Genomic DNA, 20,969 nt, shown 5'->3' with positions numbered 1-20,969 from the left:
GGGTAAGAAATTTTGTTTTATCAATAAGATCAGACATCTTACACGGACCTGATATGTGATATAATGTCTCGGACTAGTTAGTAAAAGAATGAGGTGACGATTGTGCAATCAAGTGAAAAAACGTATTTAGATATGTGTCGATACATAATGGATCATGGAGAGCGTAAAGGAGATCGTACCGGTACAGGCACGCTTTCTACGTTCGGCTACCAAATGAGATTTGATTTATCAAAAGGCTTTCCGCTCTTAACTACAAAAAAAGTACCATTCCGTCTTATTAAAAGTGAGCTCTTGTGGTTTTTAAAAGGGGACACCAACATTCGTTACCTTTTGCAACACAATAACAATATTTGGAACGAATGGCCTTTTAAGAGATGGATCGAAAGTTCTGACTATAATGGCCCTGACATGACGAACTTTGGAATTCGTAGTCAACAGGACGAAGTGTTCAATGAACAATATAAGGAACAAATGGATAAATTTAAAGAACGCATATTAACAGATGAGTCATTCGCTCATACATATGGAGATTTAGGAAATGTGTATGGAAAGCAATGGCGTAATTGGGAGTCTTCTCAAGGTGAATGGATCGATCAGATTCAACAAGTTATTTACGATATCAAGACTAAGCCAGACTCAAGACGTCTAATTGTATCAGCTTGGAATCCTGAGGATATTGCTCCAGATAGAGCAGCATTACCGCCATGTCACATATTATTTCAATTTTACGTTGTTAACGGTAAGTTAAGTTGTCAGTTATACCAGCGTAGTGGAGATGTATTCTTGGGGGTTCCGTTTAACATTGCAAGTTATGCACTACTTACCCATTTAATTGCAGAAGAATGTGGTCTAGAGGTAGGCGAGTTTATTCACACACTAGGAGATGCCCACATTTACACGAATCATGTAGATCAAATTAAAACGCAGATTGCTCGGGAAATAAAGCCTCTGCCATCCATTTCAATTAACATGGACGGGAAGTCTGTATTTGAAGTAGAAAGCGATGATATTGAGCTAAATGGATATGACCCTCACCCTCGTATTAAAGCACCAGTTGCTGTGTAGATTCCAATAAGGAGGATGACTAAATATGATTTCATTTTTAGTGGCGATGGACCGAAATCGCCTTATAGGGAAAGATAATGATTTACCATGGCGTCTGCCTAATGATTTGAAATTTTTCAAATCGGTTTCGACAGGGAAGACGATTATAATGGGCAGGAAAACATTTGAATCCATGAATGGACCTTTGCCGAATCGCAAGAATGTTGTGTTGACTCGAGACTCTAACTTTCAGGAAGATGGGTGCGATGTCATTCACAGTCTAGATCCTATCTTTGAATGGGAGAAAGAAGACCCGAATACAGAATACCTTATTATCGGTGGCAGTCATATCTTTGAGCAAACGATCAATGAAGCGGATCGAATGTATATTACTTGGATTGAAGAGGATTTTCAGGGAGATACTTATTTCCCCGAATTTAATGAAGATGAGTGGATTTTGACGAAGAAAGAGCGGGGAGTTCAAGACGAAAAAAATCCATATGAATACTACTTTTGTCAATATGATCGTAAACAATAAGTTTCAATAAAACTCATGCAGCACTTCTGCATGAGTTTTTGGAATGGTTGTCGTTAGGGCATTGTTGGTAACGCGTACGTTGTTTGATTTCCTTATGTTTCACTAAAAAAATTTATTTAAATGCCAGCTAATGCTTTATTATAATTTTGGATAAATGTTTTTGTACAAGAAATAAAATTACCACATTAACAAGTTTTTATAATTAAAGACGAAACATAGACAAAACAAATAAAAAGGCTTACAATCGAAGACGAAAGACATATTTTTCCCTTAGGTATTTGAATATTTTTGTGGTGGGTCTGTTTAGAGTCTCTGTTTTTGTGAGAAACTCAATGTAATAGACCCAAATAGAAAAAATGTGCAGCATAATAACTGCCATTTGGACAAGGGACGGTGAAGTTATGCTATCGACAATTGGCATTCCGGGGTTAATTCTAATCCTTGCAATTACACTGATTATATTTGGACCAAAAAAGTTGCCTGAAATTGGGAAAGCTACTGGTCAAACGTTAAAGGAATTTAAGAAATCTGCCCGGGAATTAACGAGCGAAGAAGATGACAATACAGTAATTGAATCAAAAGGGACTTCTTCTAACCAAGATCAAGCATCCCCTAACACTCAACAACAATAAGAACATGGAGTGGTGATTTATGTTAGGACAAATTGGTGTACCCGGATTAATACTTATTCTAGTGATTGCTCTTGTGGTGTTTGGGCCTTCTAAACTTCCAGAAGTAGGTAAAGCAGTGGGGAGTTCACTTCGGGAGTTTAAGAAAGCTACTTCGGATCTTACTAGCACGGACTCTGAAGATTCCAAGAAGATTGATCAAAACCAAGACAAAAATGCGTAAAGTAATTAAATGTGGAGATGTAAGAGGCATACGCTCTTGCATCTTCTTTCATGAAAAAGGACAGCGTCGCTCCCATCTGGAGGTGCAACAATGGAACAAGATCATAATAGTATAGATAAAGAAATGAATGTAACGGAGCACTTAGGGGAACTTCGGAAGCGATTAATTATAACGATAAGCGTTTTTATTCTCTTTTTTATTGGCGGGTTTATTTTTATTGAAGAAATCTTCCAATTCTTTATGCAAGGATTCCAGGAACGTTCGAAAGAGTTAGGGAATGAGATTACAAAATTAACGGTATTGGGCCCGTTTGATGTGCTTTGGGTATATATAACTTTAGCAAGTATCATTGCAGTTGCAGGGACACTTCCAATCCTTTGTCTCCAAGTGTGGCTATTTATTAAGCCTGCACTTACACCTAAAGAACAAAAACTGTCACTGTCCTATATACCAGCTATTTTTCTGTTGTTTATTGGTGGATTATCATTTGGGTATTTCCTTATTCAACCCCTGATTTTCGATTTCCTGGTTGCTTTAGGGGAAGACATGTTTACAATGATGTTTACTGCTGATAAATATTTCAGTTTTCTGCTAAGAATTACGTTACCATTTGCCGTTTTCTTTGAAATTCCTATTATTGTTATGTTTTTAACGAGCCTCGGTATTGTAGAACCTGGATTGCTTCGAAAGATTAGAAAATATGCTTACTTCGTACTTATTATTATTGGAACAATCATATCGCCGCCAGACTTTATTCTGCAGATTGTAGTGGCAATCCCACTGATTATCCTCTATGAAGTATCCATTATTCTTTCAAGTATAGTGGCCCGAAAACAAGCGAGAAGAATGGAAGACATCTCAACAGATTCATAACGTTTGAAAAGATACCCATTATAGGGTATCTTTTTTCAGTATGATTGCTTTTTAGCGGACTACGTGTTACAAAAGTAAAAAGCAATATAGAGCAAGGGGGGAAAGAATGCGATCTTTTTATCATTTTATGATGACATTTCGCGGTAAATTAGTACCAGATGACAAGAGTCGGTTAGCAGACTGGATGTTTGAAGACTCAAATTTCCCGAAACAGTCATACTCTTACGATGAAATTAGTCGATATTTAGAGTGGAATATACCATTCTCATCTGCTTTAAGCATTTTCGATGAATTATGGGAGCAATACCAAATGGAAGAAGTAATGTAAGAAATGTTTTGAATATAACAGTAATACTCATGAAAAAACCGCCAAAATGGCGGTTTTTTGTTTGAAAATGATAAAATAGCTGACTTGTGTTGTGTATAGCTTATTTAAGCGGTGAGGCTAGCGCTTTGTTTTATTAACAAACGAATGTTGCACCAACAATAATAAGCAAAATAAAAAGGACCACAATTAATACGAAGTTATTCCCGTAACCATAGCTCATGTGAGCGCCTCCTTTAATTCTAGATAATATTACTATATGGATCTAAGGAGGAGTTTGTATGGGCATATGCGGAGATTTGAAGATTAATCGATGTTGTATATGTGTCCAATTGCTATAGCCTTAGTATTTCCTGTGACAGTTACCATTCGTAACGATTGTTCTTGAGGGATTAAGTGAGTTATTGTACCTTCTAGCTGCTTTAATTCTCCATTTGAATACACTTTAATTCTTACAACAGCTTGGTTTTCGTGTGCCTCTATACAGGCATCATTAAGTTCACTTAATGCCTGCTCTTCAAGCGATGGAGGCGGTAGCTTACCGTCTTCTTCCCACATTTTCTTCATCATTTCCACGTGTTCTGGCAACATAAGTGAAGTCCACTTCATTGTTCCTCGATCTCGTAGCATATATTTCACCTCTATATTCAGTATAACGAACAAGTGTTTGTAAAACAACAGAAAAAGAACTTGTGTTCGTATATAATTGGGTCAGGAGGTTGGTACTTATGGAACAATCAGCAAGGAAACGACAAGGTTTACTACGTTGAGATTGTTTACATGGCCAAAGGCGAAACGATAACAAAGCGAAAAATAAAGGTGATGTCTTGTAATAGAAATTCTTATACGGCTATTGTTACTTGCGTCAAAAAATGCGTAGTTTTTTAAAGGAGAATATACTGAGAGTCTATCCGAAATTTCCTCCTTCATATCGAGAATAGACGTTTCATAATTTTGTTAGTCTGCATTGTAATGTGGAATTTGGTACGATGTTCATAAGGGAGGCAGTACTATGAAAATTATTCATACCGCGGACTGGCATTTAGGTAAGCTTGTCCATCAATTACATATGACAGAAGACCAAGAATATATTCTTGGTCAATTTATAGAGTTAGTGAAAGTTGAGCAACCGGATGTGGTTATTATTGCTGGAGATTTGTATGATCGGGCAGTACCTCCAAAGGAAGCTGTAGATTTACTAAACCGCACTCTAATTACGCTAATCTATGACTTAAATATCCCTGTTTTAGCTATATCAGGGAATCATGACAGTCCTGACAGATTGAACTTTGGAAGTCAGCTTTTTAAGCGCCAACAATTTTATTTACAAGCGAGACTTGAGGATGCTTGGACCCCAGTTCGTATTCCGGATGAATACGGGCAGGTAAACTTCTACTTAATTCCTTATATAGAGCCAAGCGAAGTAAGGAAAGAGCTTGACGATGATTCTATAGAAACACATCAACAAGCTATGGAAGCAATTATAAAACGTATCAAGGAAGACCAAGTGACTGATGAGCGTCACGTATTTGTAGGTCATGCGTTCTTAGCTGGAGGAATGGAGTCAGAGTCTGAGGAGCGGTTGTCTATGCTAGGAGGGGCGCCATATATAAACGCAGAGCTTTTTAATGATTTCTCCTACGTAGCACTTGGGCACCTCCACCAACCACAAAGGGTTAAAAGAGAAACCATTCGTTACTCCGGTTCTATACTGAAGTATTCCTTCTCAGAGGCCAACCACAAAAAAGGTGTAACAATAGTTGAATTAGACGGGACAGGTGTGTCCTCTATTAGACAAGAAAGTTTAAAGCCAAAAAGAGACATGAGGGTTAAAGAAGGATATTTACATGACCTCCTCGAGGTTAATGAAGAAGGTATGGAAGATTATCTTCATATTAAATTGTTAGACGAAGGACAGATACTTGACCCTATGGGAAAACTCCGCAAGAAATTTCCTAATGTTTTAAGTCTAGAACGTGTTGGATTGATTGGGAAGGCGCACACAGAACAGTTATCTAATGTGCAGGAAAGAAAACAAATGTCTCATATGGAACTGTTTGAGTCGTTTTATAAAGAAGTGAAGGGTTCACTTATGGATGAAGAAAGAAGAGATGCGATTGCTACGGTTATAAATGAAATTCAGGAAGAAGAAAGGAATCAATAATATGCGAGCCATTCAGCTAGTCATAGAAGCTTTTGGGCCCTATTCAAAACGCCAAGTTGTAGATTTCACACAGTTAGGACACGAGACGGTGTTTTTAATTACAGGACCTACAGGAGCAGGGAAGACGAGTATTTTTGATGCCATGGTATATGCCTTATATGGTCGTGCGAGCGGGAGTGATCGGGACCAGGACACATTGCGTAGCCACTTTGCTGATGAAGATCAACAGACGGAAGTGAAGTTTAGGTTTGAATTAAAGCAACACATTTATGAAGTTAGGAGAACACCTCGCCAATTAAAGAGGAAAGAAAAAGGTGAGGGGTTCACAGAGCAGCCGCCTAAAGTTGAACTTTATAGGATTAAAGAAGGGGATCATGAGCTATTAGCATCTAAAATCAAAGAAGTGAATGAATCGATTGAAAGCATGCTTCATTTAGATTATGAGCAGTTTAGGAAGATGATTATGATTCCGCAAGGAGAGTTCAGGCGTCTTATATCTGAAAATAGTAAAGAGAGAGAAGAAATTCTTCAAAAAATCTTTCAAACCTACGTTTATGAGCAGATGACAGACCGTTTGAAAGAGGAGTCAAAAGAATTAAAAGAATCTATTCAGGAAATTGAATATAAAGAAGATGAGGAAATCAATCGTTTAGATTGGGACGAAGAAACACGTCAATCTCTTACTACTTCTGCTGATGTAATGACTAAGCTCCAAAAAGATATCGAAAGAGACCAACAACAACTTCAAGATAATAAAGGAAAGATTGAAAATGAACGGAAAGCCTTAGCAAGCGCTCAGGAAACGTTTTATGAGAAAAAGCAGTTAAATCAATTGTTCCTTAAGTTAGAAAAGCAAGAGAAAGAAGTTAGTGAGTTGGATAATCAGAAGCCTTCTATTATAAAACTTGAAGAGGAAGTCCATGCTGCCACAAAAGCACATCACGTAAAACCGTATGAAGATCAGGTTCGCCAAAGAGAAGGAGAAGAGAAGAAACAGCAGGAGCAACTTGTTCAAAAAGAAAAAGCACTTAATGAAGTAAAAAATAAATTCGAACAAACAAAGAAGAACTATGAAGCAGCTCTTCCTAAAGAAGAAGAATTAGAGTCATTAAAATTGAAAATACAGCAAAAGAAAAAGGATTATGAAAAGGTTGAACGTTTTAAATCGCTGCAAACTGAAGAGGAATATTTACGAAGGTCTAAGGAAGAAGTGGAGTCTTCTGTTAAAGCGCTAGAAGAACAATTAAAACAATTGAATGAGAGATGGCAATCACTTTCTAAAGATACCTACAATTCTCAAGGACTGACAAAACAGTACTATGAATTAGAAAGTGAGGAAAAAGAGTACGGAGCAAGAATCGATAAATTACACCATTTAATAAAAGAAGAAGAAAAAATTCAATCTATGATTCGAACATATCATCAAGCTAAAAACCGTTTGGGAAGAGCTAAGGAACAAGTAGAAAGCACAAAATCAAAGCTAAAACAACTAGAACAGTCTAAGCAACAGAACCAGGCTGTTGTCTTAGCGAACCATCTTCATGATGGAGAAGCATGCCCTGTTTGTGGTTCTATGGAACATCCTGATAAAGCGTATACAAAGCAAAATCCAATCTCGGATGAGGAAATTGATCGAGTAACTAAACAAGCAGAAGAAGCAGAAAAGACACTTACTGAAGAACAGGAACATTATATAAAGATTAAATCTGAAGGCCAAACACAACGTCAAATAACGGATCAACTGGCTAAAGAGCTTCTGGATGATTTACAAAAGGATCATCTTTCAGATAAGAATCGCCATGAACAGATGCAATATTGGCAAAGTAAATACGAAGATTTAAGGAAAGAAAAAGAAACACTATCAGGAAAAATTAAGCAGTCTGAGGCTGCTCGTAGTGAGATGGAGCAAATAAGTCAACAAATGAGTGAATTGAGTAGTTCGCTTGAAAATACACGAAAAGAATCTTCATCAAAGCGCGACGGATGGCTGCAGGTCTCTACAAAGCTCTCTCAAATCGAAGAAGAAGTATCTGATATAACCACAGATGTTAAAACTTTTAAACAGGAATTAAATAAAATGGAAAACGAGTATTCCAGGCAACAAAAAGCATTACAAGACTTGGCTAATTCGTACCAACAAGAAAAAGAACAAAAACAGAAGTTAGAGACAGAAGTTGAAGGTCACAAGCAGTTCTTAGAAGAAACAAGGCGCCATGTCGCAATTGCCAGAGAGTCTTTTGAGAAGACCATAGAAGATATGGGCTTCAGGTCAATAGATGATTACATTGATTCTAAAATGGATTCTGAAGTTGTAGACCAAAAACAAAAAGAGATCGAGAATTTTTACGCAAGCTATCAATCTATTATGGAAGGATATGAAGCTCTAAAAAAACAATTAGAAAATGAAAAAGTACCCGATTTATCCTACTACGATGACATTGTACGAACCCTAGAGCAGAAACTTCAGGGGATTACAGAGAGACAGCAAGTACTGCAACTCCAAATTAATGAGCAAATGAGGATTTATAAAAAGCTTCAAGTATTTCTACAAGATAAACAGGAGAAAGAACAAAGGTACTACTACGTTGGGGAATTAGCTCAATTAGCTAGAGGAGATAACGCATATAAATTATCTTTTGAACGTTATGTTCTTTCAGCCTTCCTGGATGAAATTATCCTTCAAGCTAATATTAGATTAGATCAGATGACTGAGCACCGTTATCAGCTTGAGCGGAGCAAGGAACGAGCTAAAGGAGGAGCTCAGAGTGGATTAGATCTTGAAGTGCTTGATCATTACACAGGACAAAAGCGTTCAGTGAAGACTTTATCAGGAGGAGAAGGCTTTAAAGCTGCACTGAGCCTTGCTCTAGGTATGGCTGATGTGGTTCAGGCTCATGCAGGTGGAGTGCAGTTGGATACGTTGTTTATCGATGAAGGATTTGGTACTTTAGATGAGATATCGTTAGAACAGGCAATCGACTGCCTAAAAGATCTTCAAAAAGGGAATCGAATGTTAGGTATCATATCTCATGTGCCACAACTAAAGCAGGAAATACCTGCAAAGTTACAGATCCAGCCGTCCCCTAAAGGATCAACATGTCATTTTACATTCCACTAAATTACTGGAAGTATTTACACCTTAAATTCTGACAATTTCACATGATATAGTAATGGGTAGAGTAAATCCAAATCCCTGTCTATTCCATTATAAATTACCTGGAAATAGATGATGTAGTAAGTCTAGGAGGCCTTTACCCTTATGAAAATCGTTACAGCTTCAACACCTGAACAACATGAATATGTAAAAGAGAAGATTACATATTTTTTTGATTCGCTATTTCCTTTTTTCTTCTCCGAGAATTATTCACAAGATCTTAGAAGTTTTGGTGTACTTTCTATTGAAGACATGGAAGAGTACTCTCTTAAAGAGATACTAGAAGTAACAGCTGCATTGCAAACGTTACAAAGCCTTTTAGAGTGTATTTCTGACTGTACTGGAGATTCGAAGCATTCTAAGCAATTTGATCGTAATACAAAAATTTTAGAAAAACACTCTATTTATTTCCCACTTAGATATGATGACTTCTTATCAACAACGGATAAGGAAGCTTTGTCTCTTATGGGTAAGCCAGAGAATCATTGGATCTTGTAGAAACTTCTTGTCAACTTTCCTCCTCTGGAGTAGGATAAAGGAAAAGGAAAGAGATGGAGGGGATGAGGATGACAATGCCTCTTTCATTAGATACGAAAATAATCACACTCGGAAAAGAAAAACGTGTACAAGAAAAAGAGAATGTATTCGAACTCTATCTAGATCAATACTGTTTGTTTCCGGTAGATGAATTATTGGAGATATCTCGAACAGCTGAATCTGAACAAACAGGGACAGCAAAGATTGTCGAAATGACTTGGGCGAATGGGCAAACACGTTTGGTTTATCAATTAATTTCGTTATATAGCGTCAATTAACGACAATGAAATTAAAGGTTGTGTTGAAAAATGCGCTTGCCCGGGAAATAGACGATTATTCCTTCGGATATTTTCATGAAATTGCCATAAGTCAGATGATCGAAAGGAACCCACTTCCCTTATACTGAAAGTAGATCATAACTAACTTAGGAGAAGGAAGGGATTCCAATGATGACGGCGATGTTATTTGGTTGTATTTTAAGTGGTAGCTTTGCTTTAATTATTGCAGGAGAGCTAACAACAGATTGAATTGAACAATCTAGAATGCTATACTTCCGAGCAGGTGCCAAGCGGTGCCTGCTTTTTATTTACATAGATGAACGTGAGGTGAACAAGATTGGATATTTTAAAGAATGATTGGAAAGACGTTCTTGGAGAAGAATTCTACAAAGAATATTACCAGAGATTAAGAGAATTTTTGAAAATAGAATATGCAAATGAAGCGGTTCACCCGCCTATGCACGATATTTTTAATGCGCTTCACTACACTTCCTACTCAAATACTAAGGTTGTTTTGCTGGGACAGGACCCTTATCACGGCAAAGGCCAAGCTCATGGTTTTAGTTTTTCAGTTAATCCGCAAGTGACAGTTCCGCCTTCCCTTAAGAATATTTATAAGGAGTTATCAGTAGATGTTGGTTTTCATGCACCTCCACACGGCTACCTGCTACCTTGGGCTAAACAAGGGGTCTTACTATTAAATACTGTTTTAACCGTCCGCGAAGGCCAAGCTCATTCACACAAGAAGAAAGGCTGGGAGACATTTACGAACGCTGTTATTGAATCCCTGAACAAGCGTGAAGAACCTATGGTTTTCATGTTTTGGGGGAAACCTGCACAGCAAAAGGTAAAAATGATTGATACGGATAAGCATCTTGTTTTAAAAGCACCACATCCTAGTCCTCTTTCAGCCTACCGGGGTTTCTTTGGTAGCCATCATTTCTCTAGAGCAAATGAATTTTTATCAGAAAAGGGTCTCGGCCCCATAGATTGGCAACTCCCCCATGACCCTTATGAATCTAAGTAAATTCAGGAATTATCTGTATTAGTAAATTTACTTGTTCCATATAAGCCCCTTTATACGGAAGACTCGAAGCTGAGACACTTTTGTGTGAATAGGGCCGTTACGTTTATTGAGTGCTTGGGCTTGCTCGGGCACAACTCGCTCACCAGCTCCCCACAGGAAAGCGAGTGGTTTCCAGGCCCACCTTACACTCAAATAAAGCAAACGGAAACATTCTCTTAACTTCGAGTCTTCAAGATTACTGCCCTATTATTGAACAAATCTATTATAAAGAATGCGACAGCAAACATTTACAGAGCTTTTAAATAAATAGTGAATTCGCCTACACCTTCTCTCCCTGATTAACGTACATTACAAGTAGTGATTATATAAAGGAGGGGAACCGATGAATCAAGGTATGAGATCATTTGGTCCCGGGCCAAGGCCCCAAGTAGGAAGAATGTATAACCGGGGGCCTAGTAGGGTCCCTCAAATGCCGCAACGTTTCGGACCACAAGGCTTTCAGAGTCCTATTCCTCAGAATTTTCAAAGTTTTAATGGTATGGGGGGAATGCAAGGATTCCCTGCGATGTCCAATATGGGTGTTCAGGAAGTGGGGAGTCAAACAAGAGGTGGGGGAGGATTACTCTCTAAAATTTTTTCTTCTGGAGGAGGAAGTGGTCTTCCAACACTAGGGGGAGCTGCACAAGGGTTAGCTGGAACGGGCGGAGGAGCCACTGGAATGTTGAATAATGTTCAGCAAGTATTAAAAATGGCTCAATCAGCTATGCCGATGGTGCAGGAATACGGTCCAATGATGCGTAATATTCCTACGATGTTTCGTTTAATGAAGATTATGAACGAGCCAGATGAAGGAACTGAGGGAGAAGAATCGACATCGGAAGAAGAATCAAGTCAGAATACTGAGAAGCGTAGTACTCGCGTGAGAGAGGCAGTAAATCAAGCTACTAGTGCTTCATCTAACAGTACAGAACCAGCTCCTGTAAAAGAATCTCTTTCAAATTCGAAGCCTGAAGGAAACGGTCCTTCTAAACCTCGCATGTATATATAAATAAGCAAGATTCTTGATTTTTATCCTCTAAAAGGAAACAATAATGGGTACGATAGGATTGTTTTGATTAGAGGAGGAATGCATCGTGACAAGCAACAATCTTGAGAAAGCAACGTTTGCAGGGGGATGCTTCTGGTGTATGGTAGAACCATTCGACCAGCGCCCAAGTATCCATGAGGTGATCTCTGGTTATACAGGAGGCCACACGGAGAATCCAACTTATATGGATGTCGTAACAGATACAACCGGACACGTGGAAGCTGTTCAAATTACATTTGATCCTGATATTTTCCCTTACGAACGCCTTTTACAAGTATTTTGGCAACAAATTAATCCAACCGATGCAGGGGGACAATTTGCCGACAGAGGGGAATCTTACTCAACAGCCATATTCTTTCATAACGATAAACAGAAAAAATTAGCGTTGAAATCAAAACAGGAACTAGAACAAAGCGGTAAGTTCGAAGATCCGATTGTTACAAAAATCTTGCCTGCTACAACGTTCTATACGGCAGAAGAAAAGCACCAGGATTATTACAAGAAACAACCTTATCATTATAAGCGCTATAAACAAGGATCAGGACGAAGAGATTTTATTGAGAATCACTGGAAAATGGAAAAAGACCCTAATCAGTTAAAAGAAGAACTGACAGCTATGCAGTATAAGGTAACACAGGAAAATGGAACAGAGCCTTCGTTCCGTAATGAGTACCACGACCATGAAGAAGAAGGTATTTACGTAGAAGTTGTTTCAGGCGAGCCTCTATTTAGTTCTAGGGACAAATACGATGCTGGTTGCGGATGGCCAAGTTTTACACGACCAATCGATTCTTATTTCGTCGAAGAAAACTTAGATACATCCCATGGTATGATTCGTACAGAAGTTAGAAGTCGGACTGGAGACTCACATCTTGGACACCTCTTTGATGATGGACCCAAAGAGGAAGGTGGATTACGCTATTGCATCAACTCTGCCGCTTTAAAATTTATACCAAAAGATGAATTAGAAGAAAAAGGGTACGGATATTTACAATTTTTATTTGAATAATGAAGAAACCTCTCCGATAACTATTCCAACGGAGAGGTTTTTTCATGAAATCCGTTTCATGAATCAATTAAGTAAACACCAAGTCATTAACAAGTTCAATTGGATAGAGAGAGTTAGTTTATTGACGCTATCTTGAAACTGAGATATTATAATGTTAGAAAACAATTAATTGTAAACCGTAATCATATTATGTAAACTAAAACAATTCTTCTGCGACCAAATCCAGAAGAACAGAATTGATCTTAAAAAGCTATGAACCAATGACAACTAATGATTTTCATGAATTCGTTTCATGAGAGAGACCTTTTTGATTGGGGCATTGTTTCTAGAAGTGAAAAGGAGTGTTTAATGTGAAGCATCTATTCAGGCAAGGTAAATCAGGTAAACCAGTATTCCTTCTATTACATGGAACAGGTGGCACTGAAGAAGATTTGTTACCTATAGCAGAGATGATTGATAGAGAAGCTTCTATACTAAGTGTTAGAGGTCAAATCAGTGAACAAGGTATGCCTCGTTTTTTTAAACGTCTCAGAGAAGGTGTATTTGATGAAGAAGATCTTGTATATCGGACTAAGGAACTGTTTGAATTTCTGGGATGGGCTGCAAAAGAGTATGATTTTGATCGTAATAATATGATAGCAGTCGGTTATTCGAACGGAGCAAATATTGCTGGTAGTTTATTGTTCCATTATGAAGATGTTTTTAAAGGAGCGGTATTGTTCCATCCTATGGTACCGATGAGAAGTTTAACCTTACCTAACATGACTCAGTTGCCTATATTTATTGGGGCAGGAACCAATGACCCAATCTGTAAACCTGAAGAAACGAATGAGTTAAAAGTTTTACTTGAAGAAGCGGGAGCAGACGTCTACATGCACTGGGAGAGTTATGGTCACCGTTTAACGGAATCAGAAGTATCAGAAGCTAAGAAATGGTATACTAGCAAGTACTAAACTTAGAAGGATGTTCAATTTGAACATCCTTCTTTTCTGAAGGATTGAGAAACATGTTTATCCCTTTTGAACAAAAACTATATAAAGCGACATTTATAGAAAGACCTAACCGGTTTATACTTCATTGTAAGCTTGATGAAGAAGGAGAAATGGTAAGAGTTCATTTACCAGATCCAGGCCGTTTGAAAGAATTGCTTCAATACGGAGCGACCATTTATTTGCGTTATAGTGATAAGAAAGATCGAAAAACAAAATGGTCAGCTGTTTTAGTTCACGATCCACTTGATGGTACACTTGTTTCTTTACAAACTACATTGGTAAATCATCTGATAGAAAAAGCTTTAAAAGAAAATAAATTAAAAGACTTTGAACAGTTTACTTACAAAGCACGAGAATACAGAAAAGGTCGTTCAAGATGGGATTTTTATGTATCTAAAGGGGATCTACACCATTTAATTGAAGTTAAAAGTGTCTCTTTAGGTGTAAAAGGAGTAGGATATTTCCCTGACGCTATAACAAAGAGGGGAACAAAACATGTTCAGGAACTGACATCGATTGTAACGGAGGGAAGTGAGTGGCTAGGGACGATTTTATTTGTTTGTCAGCGTAATGACCTTCATTCTGTCCGTCCAGCTAAACACATAGACCCGACTTTTGCAAAGGCCTTGCAAGAGGCTAAACATAGGGGAGTTAACCTATTAGCTTATTCAACTAATATTACACCTGAGGGGATTTCCTTGATGGATGAGATTCCAGTTTTAGTTAAGGAAGATTGAAGTGGTAAATATATTGAATCTAATGATTCATCTATAGTAAGATAAGTATAGTTGTACATAAAGGAGTTGTCTTGATGATTCATAAGTCATGGTATGAAACAGAAACCATTAAAAGAGTTGAATGTGTGCATGCAGATGCTGAAAAATATGTGGTAGATCGCGTACTAACCCCTGGTAAAGTATACGATGTTAAAAATGAAACAGAAGAGTTTATTTTTATTGTAGACAATACAGGTCGTATGGGTGGATTTAAAAAGGACTATTTTAAAGAAGTATAATAAGGTAAAAAGCGGATCTCTTTTGGGAGATCCGCTTTATTTTATGCGTTAAGTTATTTCATTAAAACAAACTTCGTTATCATTGTTGACCGTATTTTGTTTCCTGCTTTTATTGGTGATTATTAACTGATGAAGACTTTTTAAGGTTAATGAATATATTCCAAACAAAAAACATAATCCCAATAACCGTTATGATTGAACCAATTGCAGCACCAAGTCCGAAGCTTTCGTTTTCAAGTAAAATTAACAAAAACAGTGAGATCATCATAATAGGAAGTCCGATGTTATGAAGCCAAAAATGAATTTTACCTGCAAGTGAGATCTCTAATTGGGGGAATTGATGATACAAAATACCGGCTAACGTTAATGACGTCCATCCCAATAAGTTCATATGAACATGTACAGGGGTGAAACTATAATTATGAGTAATAGACATAATTAAACCAAGAATAATGGCAATCAAGAAATATATAGCTGAAATTTTGATTAGTTTAATAGCCATATCATCCCTCCTTTCCTCCGTGCTACTTTATGTCTATGTTAGTGTGGGACATAATATCCTTTTACGTTTCAGTTTTTCAGAGTAGGGTAAAGTATTTTGGATCACTTTAATTAGGAGGGGAATCATGATTATAGAAAATGTACGTATTTATTCACCCAATCGTCTTTATAACCCTTATAAAACGTATTCATTACATATTCAAGATGGAGTATTTACAAAAGTTGAAGAAGGTGTAAGTGGAGAACCAGGAGCTATTGATGGAGAAGGAAGAACAGTAGCGGCTGGGTTTGTTGATTCACACATGCATTTATTACGGTATGGACTGTTAAAGAAAGAACTAGACCTTACTGAGGTTTCAACATGGAAAGACATGAAACAGGAGGTTGAGCAGCATTATACCTCAATTGAGGATAAGAATTGGATATTTGGAAAAGGTTTTGATGATGCACAATTTACAGACATTAATCACCTGCTTACATCGGAAGATTTAAATGAAATAGATGTAGATAAATATATGTACTTTATGCACCATGACCAACATGAATGTGTTATAAGTGATAAGCTCTTAAAGAAATTAGAGAAGGAAGAAGATTTCTACAAACAACCCGAAATTTTTAAAGAACGGGACCCAAAAGGAAATTTAACTGGAAGATTTAAAGATACAATGGTGCATTTTATTAATTATCACCTTTGGGAAAGATCAATAGAAGACACCAAAAAAGCTTTATGTGAAGCGATGCCATATCTTCTTCAAAATGGTGTTACTTCTGTACATACAGATGACAGGAGCTTTGTTGGTTCTTACGACACGTTGTGGAATGCATATGAACAAGTTGAAGCAAATGGAGACTTACATATAGAGGCCTTTTTGCATCATTATGTATATGATGAGAAAGACCTGGATGATTTTATACAAGATACGACCCTTCGCACAGGAGAAGGAACGAATCATGTTAAGGTTGGATCGATTAAAATATTCTTAGACGGTACACAGCGCCTCCATACAGCTGCTATGAGGCAGCCATACCCGGATGCTCCGGAAACGACAGGTCAACTTATTTATCAACAAGAAGAATTAAATCGTATGATCCGGAAAGCTTCAGAGGCAGGGATGCAAGTAGCAGTGCATGCTCTTGGAGACCGAGCTGTAGAATCAGCTCTTATTGCGTTCGAACAGGAAGAGGCCAATACCCAACAATTGCGGCATCGAGTTATTCATGCTCAAACGTTAGGAGAAGACCTTTTAGTACGTTTGAAAGAGGTAGGAGCTTATATTGAAACACAGCCTACATTTCTAATGGGGGAATGGGACAAGAAAGATAAATGGAGTCCAGAAGAACTATTGCCTTATTGTGATGCTTTTAAAAAGATGCTTAATCATCAAGTCCCGATTACACTTAGTTCCGATGCACCCATTGGATCAATCAACCCAATGGATTCTGTTTTTGCAGCAGTAAACCGTGTGGACGATAATCACAATCCTAAAGGGGGATGGATGCCAGAGGAAAAGCTTACAATTGATGAGAGTTTTAAAGCTTTTTCTGAAACACCAGCATATTTAGAGTTCCAAGAAGAACGAAAGGGCCAGATAAAAGAAGGATATCAAGCAGATTTTGTGTTTTTAAATAAATTCCCTTCGGAAGTAGACCCCCTTCAATTACGTTCCATTACAGTTGAAGAAACGTGGACAAAGGGAACGTGCGTATATACTCGTAAAGACAAATAATATGAAAAAGGACCAAATCTTTGAGATTTGGTCCTTTTTCATATTATTTATTGATTACATGTATGAGCACATTAATTAAGAGCCTTATCTAAGATTCAATAGGGTCTTTTTTTAATCCATCGCCTGTTTGTGCGATGTGTTCTTCTCCCCAAGAGCATAAAGAGGTTAAAATACTTTCTAAGCTCCATCCATATTCAGTCAGAGAGTATTCTACTTTAGGTGGAACTTGATTATAGACTCTTCTTTCAATGATGCCATCATCTTCAAGCTCTCTTAATTGTTGGGTTAGCATTTTTTGGGTGATTTCAGGAATTAGTCTTTTTAATTCATTTGTTCGTTTTGTGCCATTATCAATAAGGTGACAAAGAATCACTACCTTCCATTTCCCACCAATGACATCTAACGTTGCTTCTACTGGAATATTATATTGCTTCACGGGAATCCTCCTAACAGCAGGAAAACTTACTAATACCATAAAATTATAACGCTGCTTGTAGTGTTCTGCCAAGCATATTGCAATATGTGAGATCTTAAGCTGATATTTTGAAAAATAGAACTTCTTCTATCATACTTCTATGTGTTAAATAATCTTTACTCAACTAGGTAAATTAGAGAGGATATTATTATGAATTGGCAAAGTCATTATGGTTTTAGTCGAATGATAAAACCGAATCATTTAACGATTGGTCTTAACATGCCAATTGAAAATCACGGAAAAGAGAAGCCAACATTAGATCATCAAGTTGAAAGGGTTCAACTTGCAGAAAAGCTGGGGTTTAGTTCGATATGGTTCCAGGATGTATTACTAGAAGACCCTACCTTTGATGATCCAGCTACAGGGCAAATATTAGATAGCTTCATTTATCTTACTTATATGGGTGCTCATACTAAGCGAATCAATTTGGGGACAGCAGCTTCGGTATTGTCATTACGCCACCCAGCTCGTTTCGCTAAAGAAATAGCTAGTATCGAGAATTTAATACCTGAACGATTAATGATTGGACTTTCTTCTGGAGATCGTCGCAGGGATTTCGAAGCGATGAACGTTCCTATCATGGATAGGGGACGTTTGTTTAGAGAAGCCTTTGATTATGTACAGCATTTGTTGTATACGGATTATTCAAATACTGAAACACCCCTTGGTAAAATGGAGAACGTTACACTCGTACCAAAGCCAATGAGTAAAATACCTATGTTTATAACTGGGTATGCACAACAGACTTTAGAATATGTAGCCAAACATGGTGATGGGTGGATGTTTTATCCTCAATCAGTTGATGAACAAAAGGGGCTTATTAATCAATACAGAAAAGAGGTTGCGAGTTTTGAAGCAGAAACATTTAAGCCTTTTTTCCAACCTGTTGTTTTCGATCTTGCTGAGAACAAAGATCAAGAGCCTGAAAAAATCGCCCTAGGATATCGAGTGGGCAGTCGAGCACTTGTAAATTGGTTAAAGGAATACGAGGCGATTGGAGTTAACCACGTCCTCCTTTCTCTAGGAGATAGTACTAGGCCAGCAGAAGAAGTTATGAAGGAACTTGGGGAAGAGGTTATCCCCTATTTCCCACCACATCACGATTATAAGTAAGTGCACCACTTCTTTTAATTGAATTGTGAAAAGTGAAATACAAACAGAGACCGCTAAGGGTGAAATTTCTTACCGGTCTCTGAACTTTAACGTGTGATCTGAGCTTCTCTCGTTTTAAAATCAACATCTTTATAATACGTGTTCTTCACAAGAACATTCGGACCTAAACAAGCTGCAGCTGGGCAGTGACAGTTTAAGCTTTGCGCTAACGCACTTTCCTTAAAGCGTTTATAAGCTAATGGAAGAGAGGTGTTTTGAATATTTCCAAGTGGTGGTTCATCTGCAAAGTCTGTTACTATAATTTCACCACTAAAAATATTAACATTTAATCGAGAACGTCCATCTGGATCATTTCGAACCGTTACATTTTTCTCACTAAATAAGCGCTTTTGTAATTCCAAGTCCTCTTTTGAAGTACTACATGGGTAAAATGGAAGGGTTCCAAAAAGCATCCACATGTCCTCTGATCGGTGATTTAATAATCGATTGATCCCATCACGCATTTCATCTAAAGACAAAGTTTCAAGTCCACTTGCGAAATCAACTGGGTACATAGGATGAACTTCATGTCTCGCGCAGCCCATCTCAATAATATGATCATGAATTTGTTCTAAGTATGGATACGTTCGTTTGTTAAGCATGGTTTCAGCGGATACCATAACACCTTCAGCCGATAGTTTTTGAGAGTTTTCAACCATGCGATCGAAATAACCTTTTCTTATTTCCTCAGAAGGTTTTCTGTCCATTCTGGCAAACCCAGTCGTAATAAATTCTTCTACAGTACCCCAATTATGAGATATATGTAAAACGTCAAGATAAGGGATAATAGGCTTATACCGCTCATAGGGCAGCGTTAAATTAGAATTAATTTGCGTTCTGGCACCACGTTCATGTGCATATTTCAGAAGCGGAACTACATATTGTTCCACAGACTTTTTACTTAACACAGGTTCTCCACCTGTAATACTAAGTGCTCGTAAATGAGGGATCTCATCTAAACGCTTTTTTAATAAGTCAAACGGTAGTGCATCAGGATCTTTGTTTTGAAGCGTGTATCCCACTGCACAGTGGTCACATCGCATATTACATAGATGTGTCGTTGTAAATTCGACGTTTGAGAGAACCATCTCTCCATGTTCTGTTACATCCATATACGCTTCCCATGGATCATTATGGGGAGTAATGGGTTTGAGCTTCATGTCTTCCATATATGAAACTCCCTTTCTATATAAAATTAAACACACTAGTCATTATTGTATCATTTAAAAATCATAAAAAGAACCATAACCATGACTATTAGATCCCTAAGTGAAAAAGAAGCATCTCTTTCGGAATACTCTCTATGCACTATAAGGATCATCATTAAACTTTAACAGAGCAAACTCTACATAAACTATTGACAACAAGATGTGTAGTTATGAGGTATAAAGTGAATACATCATTGTACAAAAGGGTAAGGTGATTAAGTAAAAGATAAAAAGAGGAGGACTTCATGTGTCACATTTAAATGGAAAAACAGCAGTTATTACTGGTGCTAGTAGTGGTATTGGTGAATCAATAGCACAACATTTCGCAGCTGAAGGGGTCAACGTTGTACTAGCAGCTCGGCGCGAAGAGCGTTTACACAAGCTGGCTGATTCATTGAAAACAGAACATAATATTCAGGTGAAAGTGGTTCAAACAGACGTGACGAAGCAAGAGGACATGGAGCGTCTCGTTACAGAGACTAAGGAAGAGTTTAAATCTGTAGATTTTTTCATTAATAATGCAGGGGTTATGCTTCTTTCATTCTTAAAAAACGATAAAGTTGATGAATGGGAGAAAATGATCGACGTTAATATTAAGGGTGTCCTTTTCGGTATCCATGCCACACTACCAACGATGTTGGAGCAAGAAAGTGGTCATATCATTAATGTATCTTCTGTAGCAGGTCACGAAGTATTTCCGTCTAGTACGGTTTATAGTGCGACGAAATACGCCGTTAAAGCCCTTTCACAAGGTATGGAGAAAGAACTATCCAAAACAGGCGTCCGGGTGACCAATATTTCCCCAGGAGCTGTATCAACCGAACTTCCTGAACATATAACAGATGAAGAAGTGCTTGAAATGTTCTCTGATCGAAAAGGTCGCATTACACTAGAAGCTGAGGATATTGCACGTTCTGTTGTATACGCAGTTTCACAGCCAAGCTATGTAAATGTAAACGAAGTCATTGTTCGTCCAATGCAAAAGAAAAGTAAATAAGAAAAGAAAATGCT

24 protein-coding genes are annotated in these 20,969 nt (G+C 37.7%); 19 read left to right on the top strand and 5 right to left on the bottom strand.

What is annotated here, in order from left to right; translation table 11 throughout:
- Positions 1-132 precede the first annotated feature (132 nt).
- From IMZ31_RS09750 to IMZ31_RS09725, 6 genes are all read left to right on the top strand, one after another.
- Positions 133-1,065 (top strand): thymidylate synthase, encoded by a 933-nt coding sequence (locus tag IMZ31_RS09750; RefSeq protein ID WP_371825499.1) that lies wholly within the window; start codon positions 133-135, stop codon positions 1,063-1,065.
- 25 nt (positions 1,066-1,090) lie between these two features.
- On the top strand, positions 1,091-1,582 hold the full coding sequence (locus IMZ31_RS09745) for a dihydrofolate reductase (RefSeq protein WP_207527207.1): 492 nt from the start codon (positions 1,091-1,093) through the stop codon (positions 1,580-1,582).
- Positions 1,583-1,983: 401 nt separating this feature from the next.
- Complete coding sequence (gene tatA, locus IMZ31_RS09740) at positions 1,984-2,214, top strand: twin-arginine translocase TatA/TatE family subunit (protein ID WP_036779237.1); 231 nt, start codon at positions 1,984-1,986, stop codon at positions 2,212-2,214.
- 19 nt (positions 2,215-2,233) lie between these two features.
- Positions 2,234-2,434 (top strand): twin-arginine translocase TatA/TatE family subunit, encoded by a 201-nt coding sequence (locus tag IMZ31_RS09735; protein WP_207527206.1) that lies wholly within the window; start codon positions 2,234-2,236, stop codon positions 2,432-2,434.
- Between the two features lie 90 nt (positions 2,435-2,524).
- A complete protein-coding gene (gene tatC, locus IMZ31_RS09730) occupies positions 2,525-3,307 on the top strand; it encodes a twin-arginine translocase subunit TatC (protein ID WP_207527205.1) in 783 nt (260 codons plus the stop codon).
- Positions 3,308-3,413: 106 nt separating this feature from the next.
- On the top strand, positions 3,414-3,635 hold the full coding sequence (locus tag IMZ31_RS09725; protein WP_036779227.1) for a YozE family protein: 222 nt from the start codon (positions 3,414-3,416) through the stop codon (positions 3,633-3,635).
- Positions 3,636-3,768: 133 nt separating this feature from the next.
- On the opposite strand, the gene IMZ31_RS09720 is transcribed toward IMZ31_RS09725, so the two are convergent.
- The gene (locus IMZ31_RS09720) at positions 3,769-3,891 is read right to left on the bottom strand and encodes a YjcZ family sporulation protein (RefSeq protein ID WP_371825498.1); all 123 of its coding nucleotides are present in this window, start codon (positions 3,889-3,891) and stop codon (positions 3,769-3,771) included.
- A gap of 47 nt (positions 3,892-3,938) precedes the next feature.
- The gene (locus IMZ31_RS09715) at positions 3,939-4,262 is read right to left on the bottom strand and encodes a YolD-like family protein (protein ID WP_207527204.1); all 324 of its coding nucleotides are present in this window, start codon (positions 4,260-4,262) and stop codon (positions 3,939-3,941) included.
- Positions 4,263-4,644: 382 nt separating this feature from the next.
- On the opposite strand from IMZ31_RS09715, the gene IMZ31_RS09710 reads away from it, so the two are divergent.
- The 10 genes from IMZ31_RS09710 to IMZ31_RS09665 all read left to right on the top strand — a co-directional run bounded on the left by IMZ31_RS09710 (position 4,645) and on the right by IMZ31_RS09665 (position 14,895).
- A complete protein-coding gene (locus IMZ31_RS09710; protein WP_207527203.1) occupies positions 4,645-5,796 on the top strand; it encodes an exonuclease SbcCD subunit D in 1,152 nt (383 codons plus the stop codon).
- 1 nt (position 5,797) lies between these two features.
- Positions 5,798-8,914, top strand: a complete 3,117-nt coding sequence (locus IMZ31_RS09705) for an SbcC/MukB-like Walker B domain-containing protein (protein ID WP_207527202.1) — start codon at positions 5,798-5,800, stop codon at positions 8,912-8,914.
- Between the two features lie 141 nt (positions 8,915-9,055).
- Positions 9,056-9,448 carry a DUF5365 family protein gene (locus IMZ31_RS09700; RefSeq protein WP_207527201.1) on the top strand — a complete coding sequence of 131 codons (393 nt, stop codon included), beginning with the start codon at positions 9,056-9,058 and terminating at the stop codon, positions 9,446-9,448.
- Between the two features lie 68 nt (positions 9,449-9,516).
- Entirely contained in the window at positions 9,517-9,765 is a 249-nt protein-coding gene (locus tag IMZ31_RS09695; protein ID WP_207527200.1) for a DUF2584 family protein, read from the top strand.
- A gap of 337 nt (positions 9,766-10,102) precedes the next feature.
- Positions 10,103-10,792: a uracil-DNA glycosylase gene (locus IMZ31_RS09690; protein ID WP_207527199.1), complete on the top strand. Its 690-nt coding sequence runs from the start codon at positions 10,103-10,105 to the stop codon at positions 10,790-10,792.
- A gap of 382 nt (positions 10,793-11,174) precedes the next feature.
- A complete protein-coding gene (gene vrrA, locus IMZ31_RS09685; RefSeq protein ID WP_207527198.1) occupies positions 11,175-11,840 on the top strand; it encodes a VrrA/YqfQ family protein in 666 nt (221 codons plus the stop codon).
- An 85-nt stretch (positions 11,841-11,925) separates the two neighbouring features.
- Positions 11,926-12,888 carry a peptide-methionine (S)-S-oxide reductase MsrA gene (gene msrA, locus IMZ31_RS09680; protein ID WP_207527197.1) on the top strand — a complete coding sequence of 321 codons (963 nt, stop codon included), beginning with the start codon at positions 11,926-11,928 and terminating at the stop codon, positions 12,886-12,888.
- Between the two features lie 350 nt (positions 12,889-13,238).
- The gene (locus IMZ31_RS09675) at positions 13,239-13,841 is read left to right on the top strand and encodes an alpha/beta hydrolase (protein WP_207527196.1); all 603 of its coding nucleotides are present in this window, start codon (positions 13,239-13,241) and stop codon (positions 13,839-13,841) included.
- A 53-nt stretch (positions 13,842-13,894) separates the two neighbouring features.
- Positions 13,895-14,617, top strand: coding sequence for a DNA/RNA nuclease SfsA (sfsA, locus tag IMZ31_RS09670; RefSeq protein ID WP_207527195.1), 723 nt, complete (start codon positions 13,895-13,897; stop codon positions 14,615-14,617).
- Between the two features lie 74 nt (positions 14,618-14,691).
- The gene (locus tag IMZ31_RS09665) at positions 14,692-14,895 is read left to right on the top strand and encodes a DUF6501 family protein (RefSeq protein WP_188650162.1); all 204 of its coding nucleotides are present in this window, start codon (positions 14,692-14,694) and stop codon (positions 14,893-14,895) included.
- Positions 14,896-15,004: 109 nt separating this feature from the next.
- Here the strand turns inward: IMZ31_RS09665 and IMZ31_RS09660 are convergent, their stop codons facing one another.
- Entirely contained in the window at positions 15,005-15,397 is a 393-nt protein-coding gene (locus tag IMZ31_RS09660; protein WP_207527194.1) for a heme-copper oxidase family protein, read from the bottom strand.
- A 124-nt stretch (positions 15,398-15,521) separates the two neighbouring features.
- On the opposite strand from IMZ31_RS09660, the gene IMZ31_RS09655 reads away from it, so the two are divergent.
- Complete coding sequence (locus tag IMZ31_RS09655) at positions 15,522-17,123, top strand: amidohydrolase (protein ID WP_207527193.1); 1,602 nt, start codon at positions 15,522-15,524, stop codon at positions 17,121-17,123.
- Between the two features lie 88 nt (positions 17,124-17,211).
- Here IMZ31_RS09655 and IMZ31_RS09650 read toward each other — a convergent pair whose 3' ends face one another.
- Positions 17,212-17,559: a winged helix-turn-helix transcriptional regulator gene (locus IMZ31_RS09650; protein ID WP_305849384.1), complete on the bottom strand. Its 348-nt coding sequence runs from the start codon at positions 17,557-17,559 to the stop codon at positions 17,212-17,214.
- Positions 17,560-17,748: 189 nt separating this feature from the next.
- On the opposite strand from IMZ31_RS09650, the gene IMZ31_RS09645 reads away from it, so the two are divergent.
- Positions 17,749-18,711: a TIGR03571 family LLM class oxidoreductase gene (locus tag IMZ31_RS09645; protein ID WP_371825446.1), complete on the top strand. Its 963-nt coding sequence runs from the start codon at positions 17,749-17,751 to the stop codon at positions 18,709-18,711.
- An 86-nt stretch (positions 18,712-18,797) separates the two neighbouring features.
- Here the strand turns inward: IMZ31_RS09645 and yfkAB are convergent, their stop codons facing one another.
- Positions 18,798-19,919 (bottom strand): radical SAM/CxCxxxxC motif protein YfkAB, encoded by a 1,122-nt coding sequence (yfkAB, locus tag IMZ31_RS09640; RefSeq protein WP_371825445.1) that lies wholly within the window; start codon positions 19,917-19,919, stop codon positions 18,798-18,800.
- Positions 19,920-20,205: 286 nt separating this feature from the next.
- Here yfkAB and IMZ31_RS09635 point away from each other — a divergent pair, with 286 nt between their 5' ends.
- Complete coding sequence (locus tag IMZ31_RS09635; protein WP_207527192.1) at positions 20,206-20,955, top strand: SDR family oxidoreductase; 750 nt, start codon at positions 20,206-20,208, stop codon at positions 20,953-20,955.
- Positions 20,956-20,969 lie beyond the last annotated feature (14 nt).

The sequence above is a fragment of the Pontibacillus sp. ALD_SL1 genome (assembly GCF_017355605.1).
Note: the sequence above shows the minus strand (reverse complement) of the source record. Positions and strands in the feature narration are given on the sequence as shown.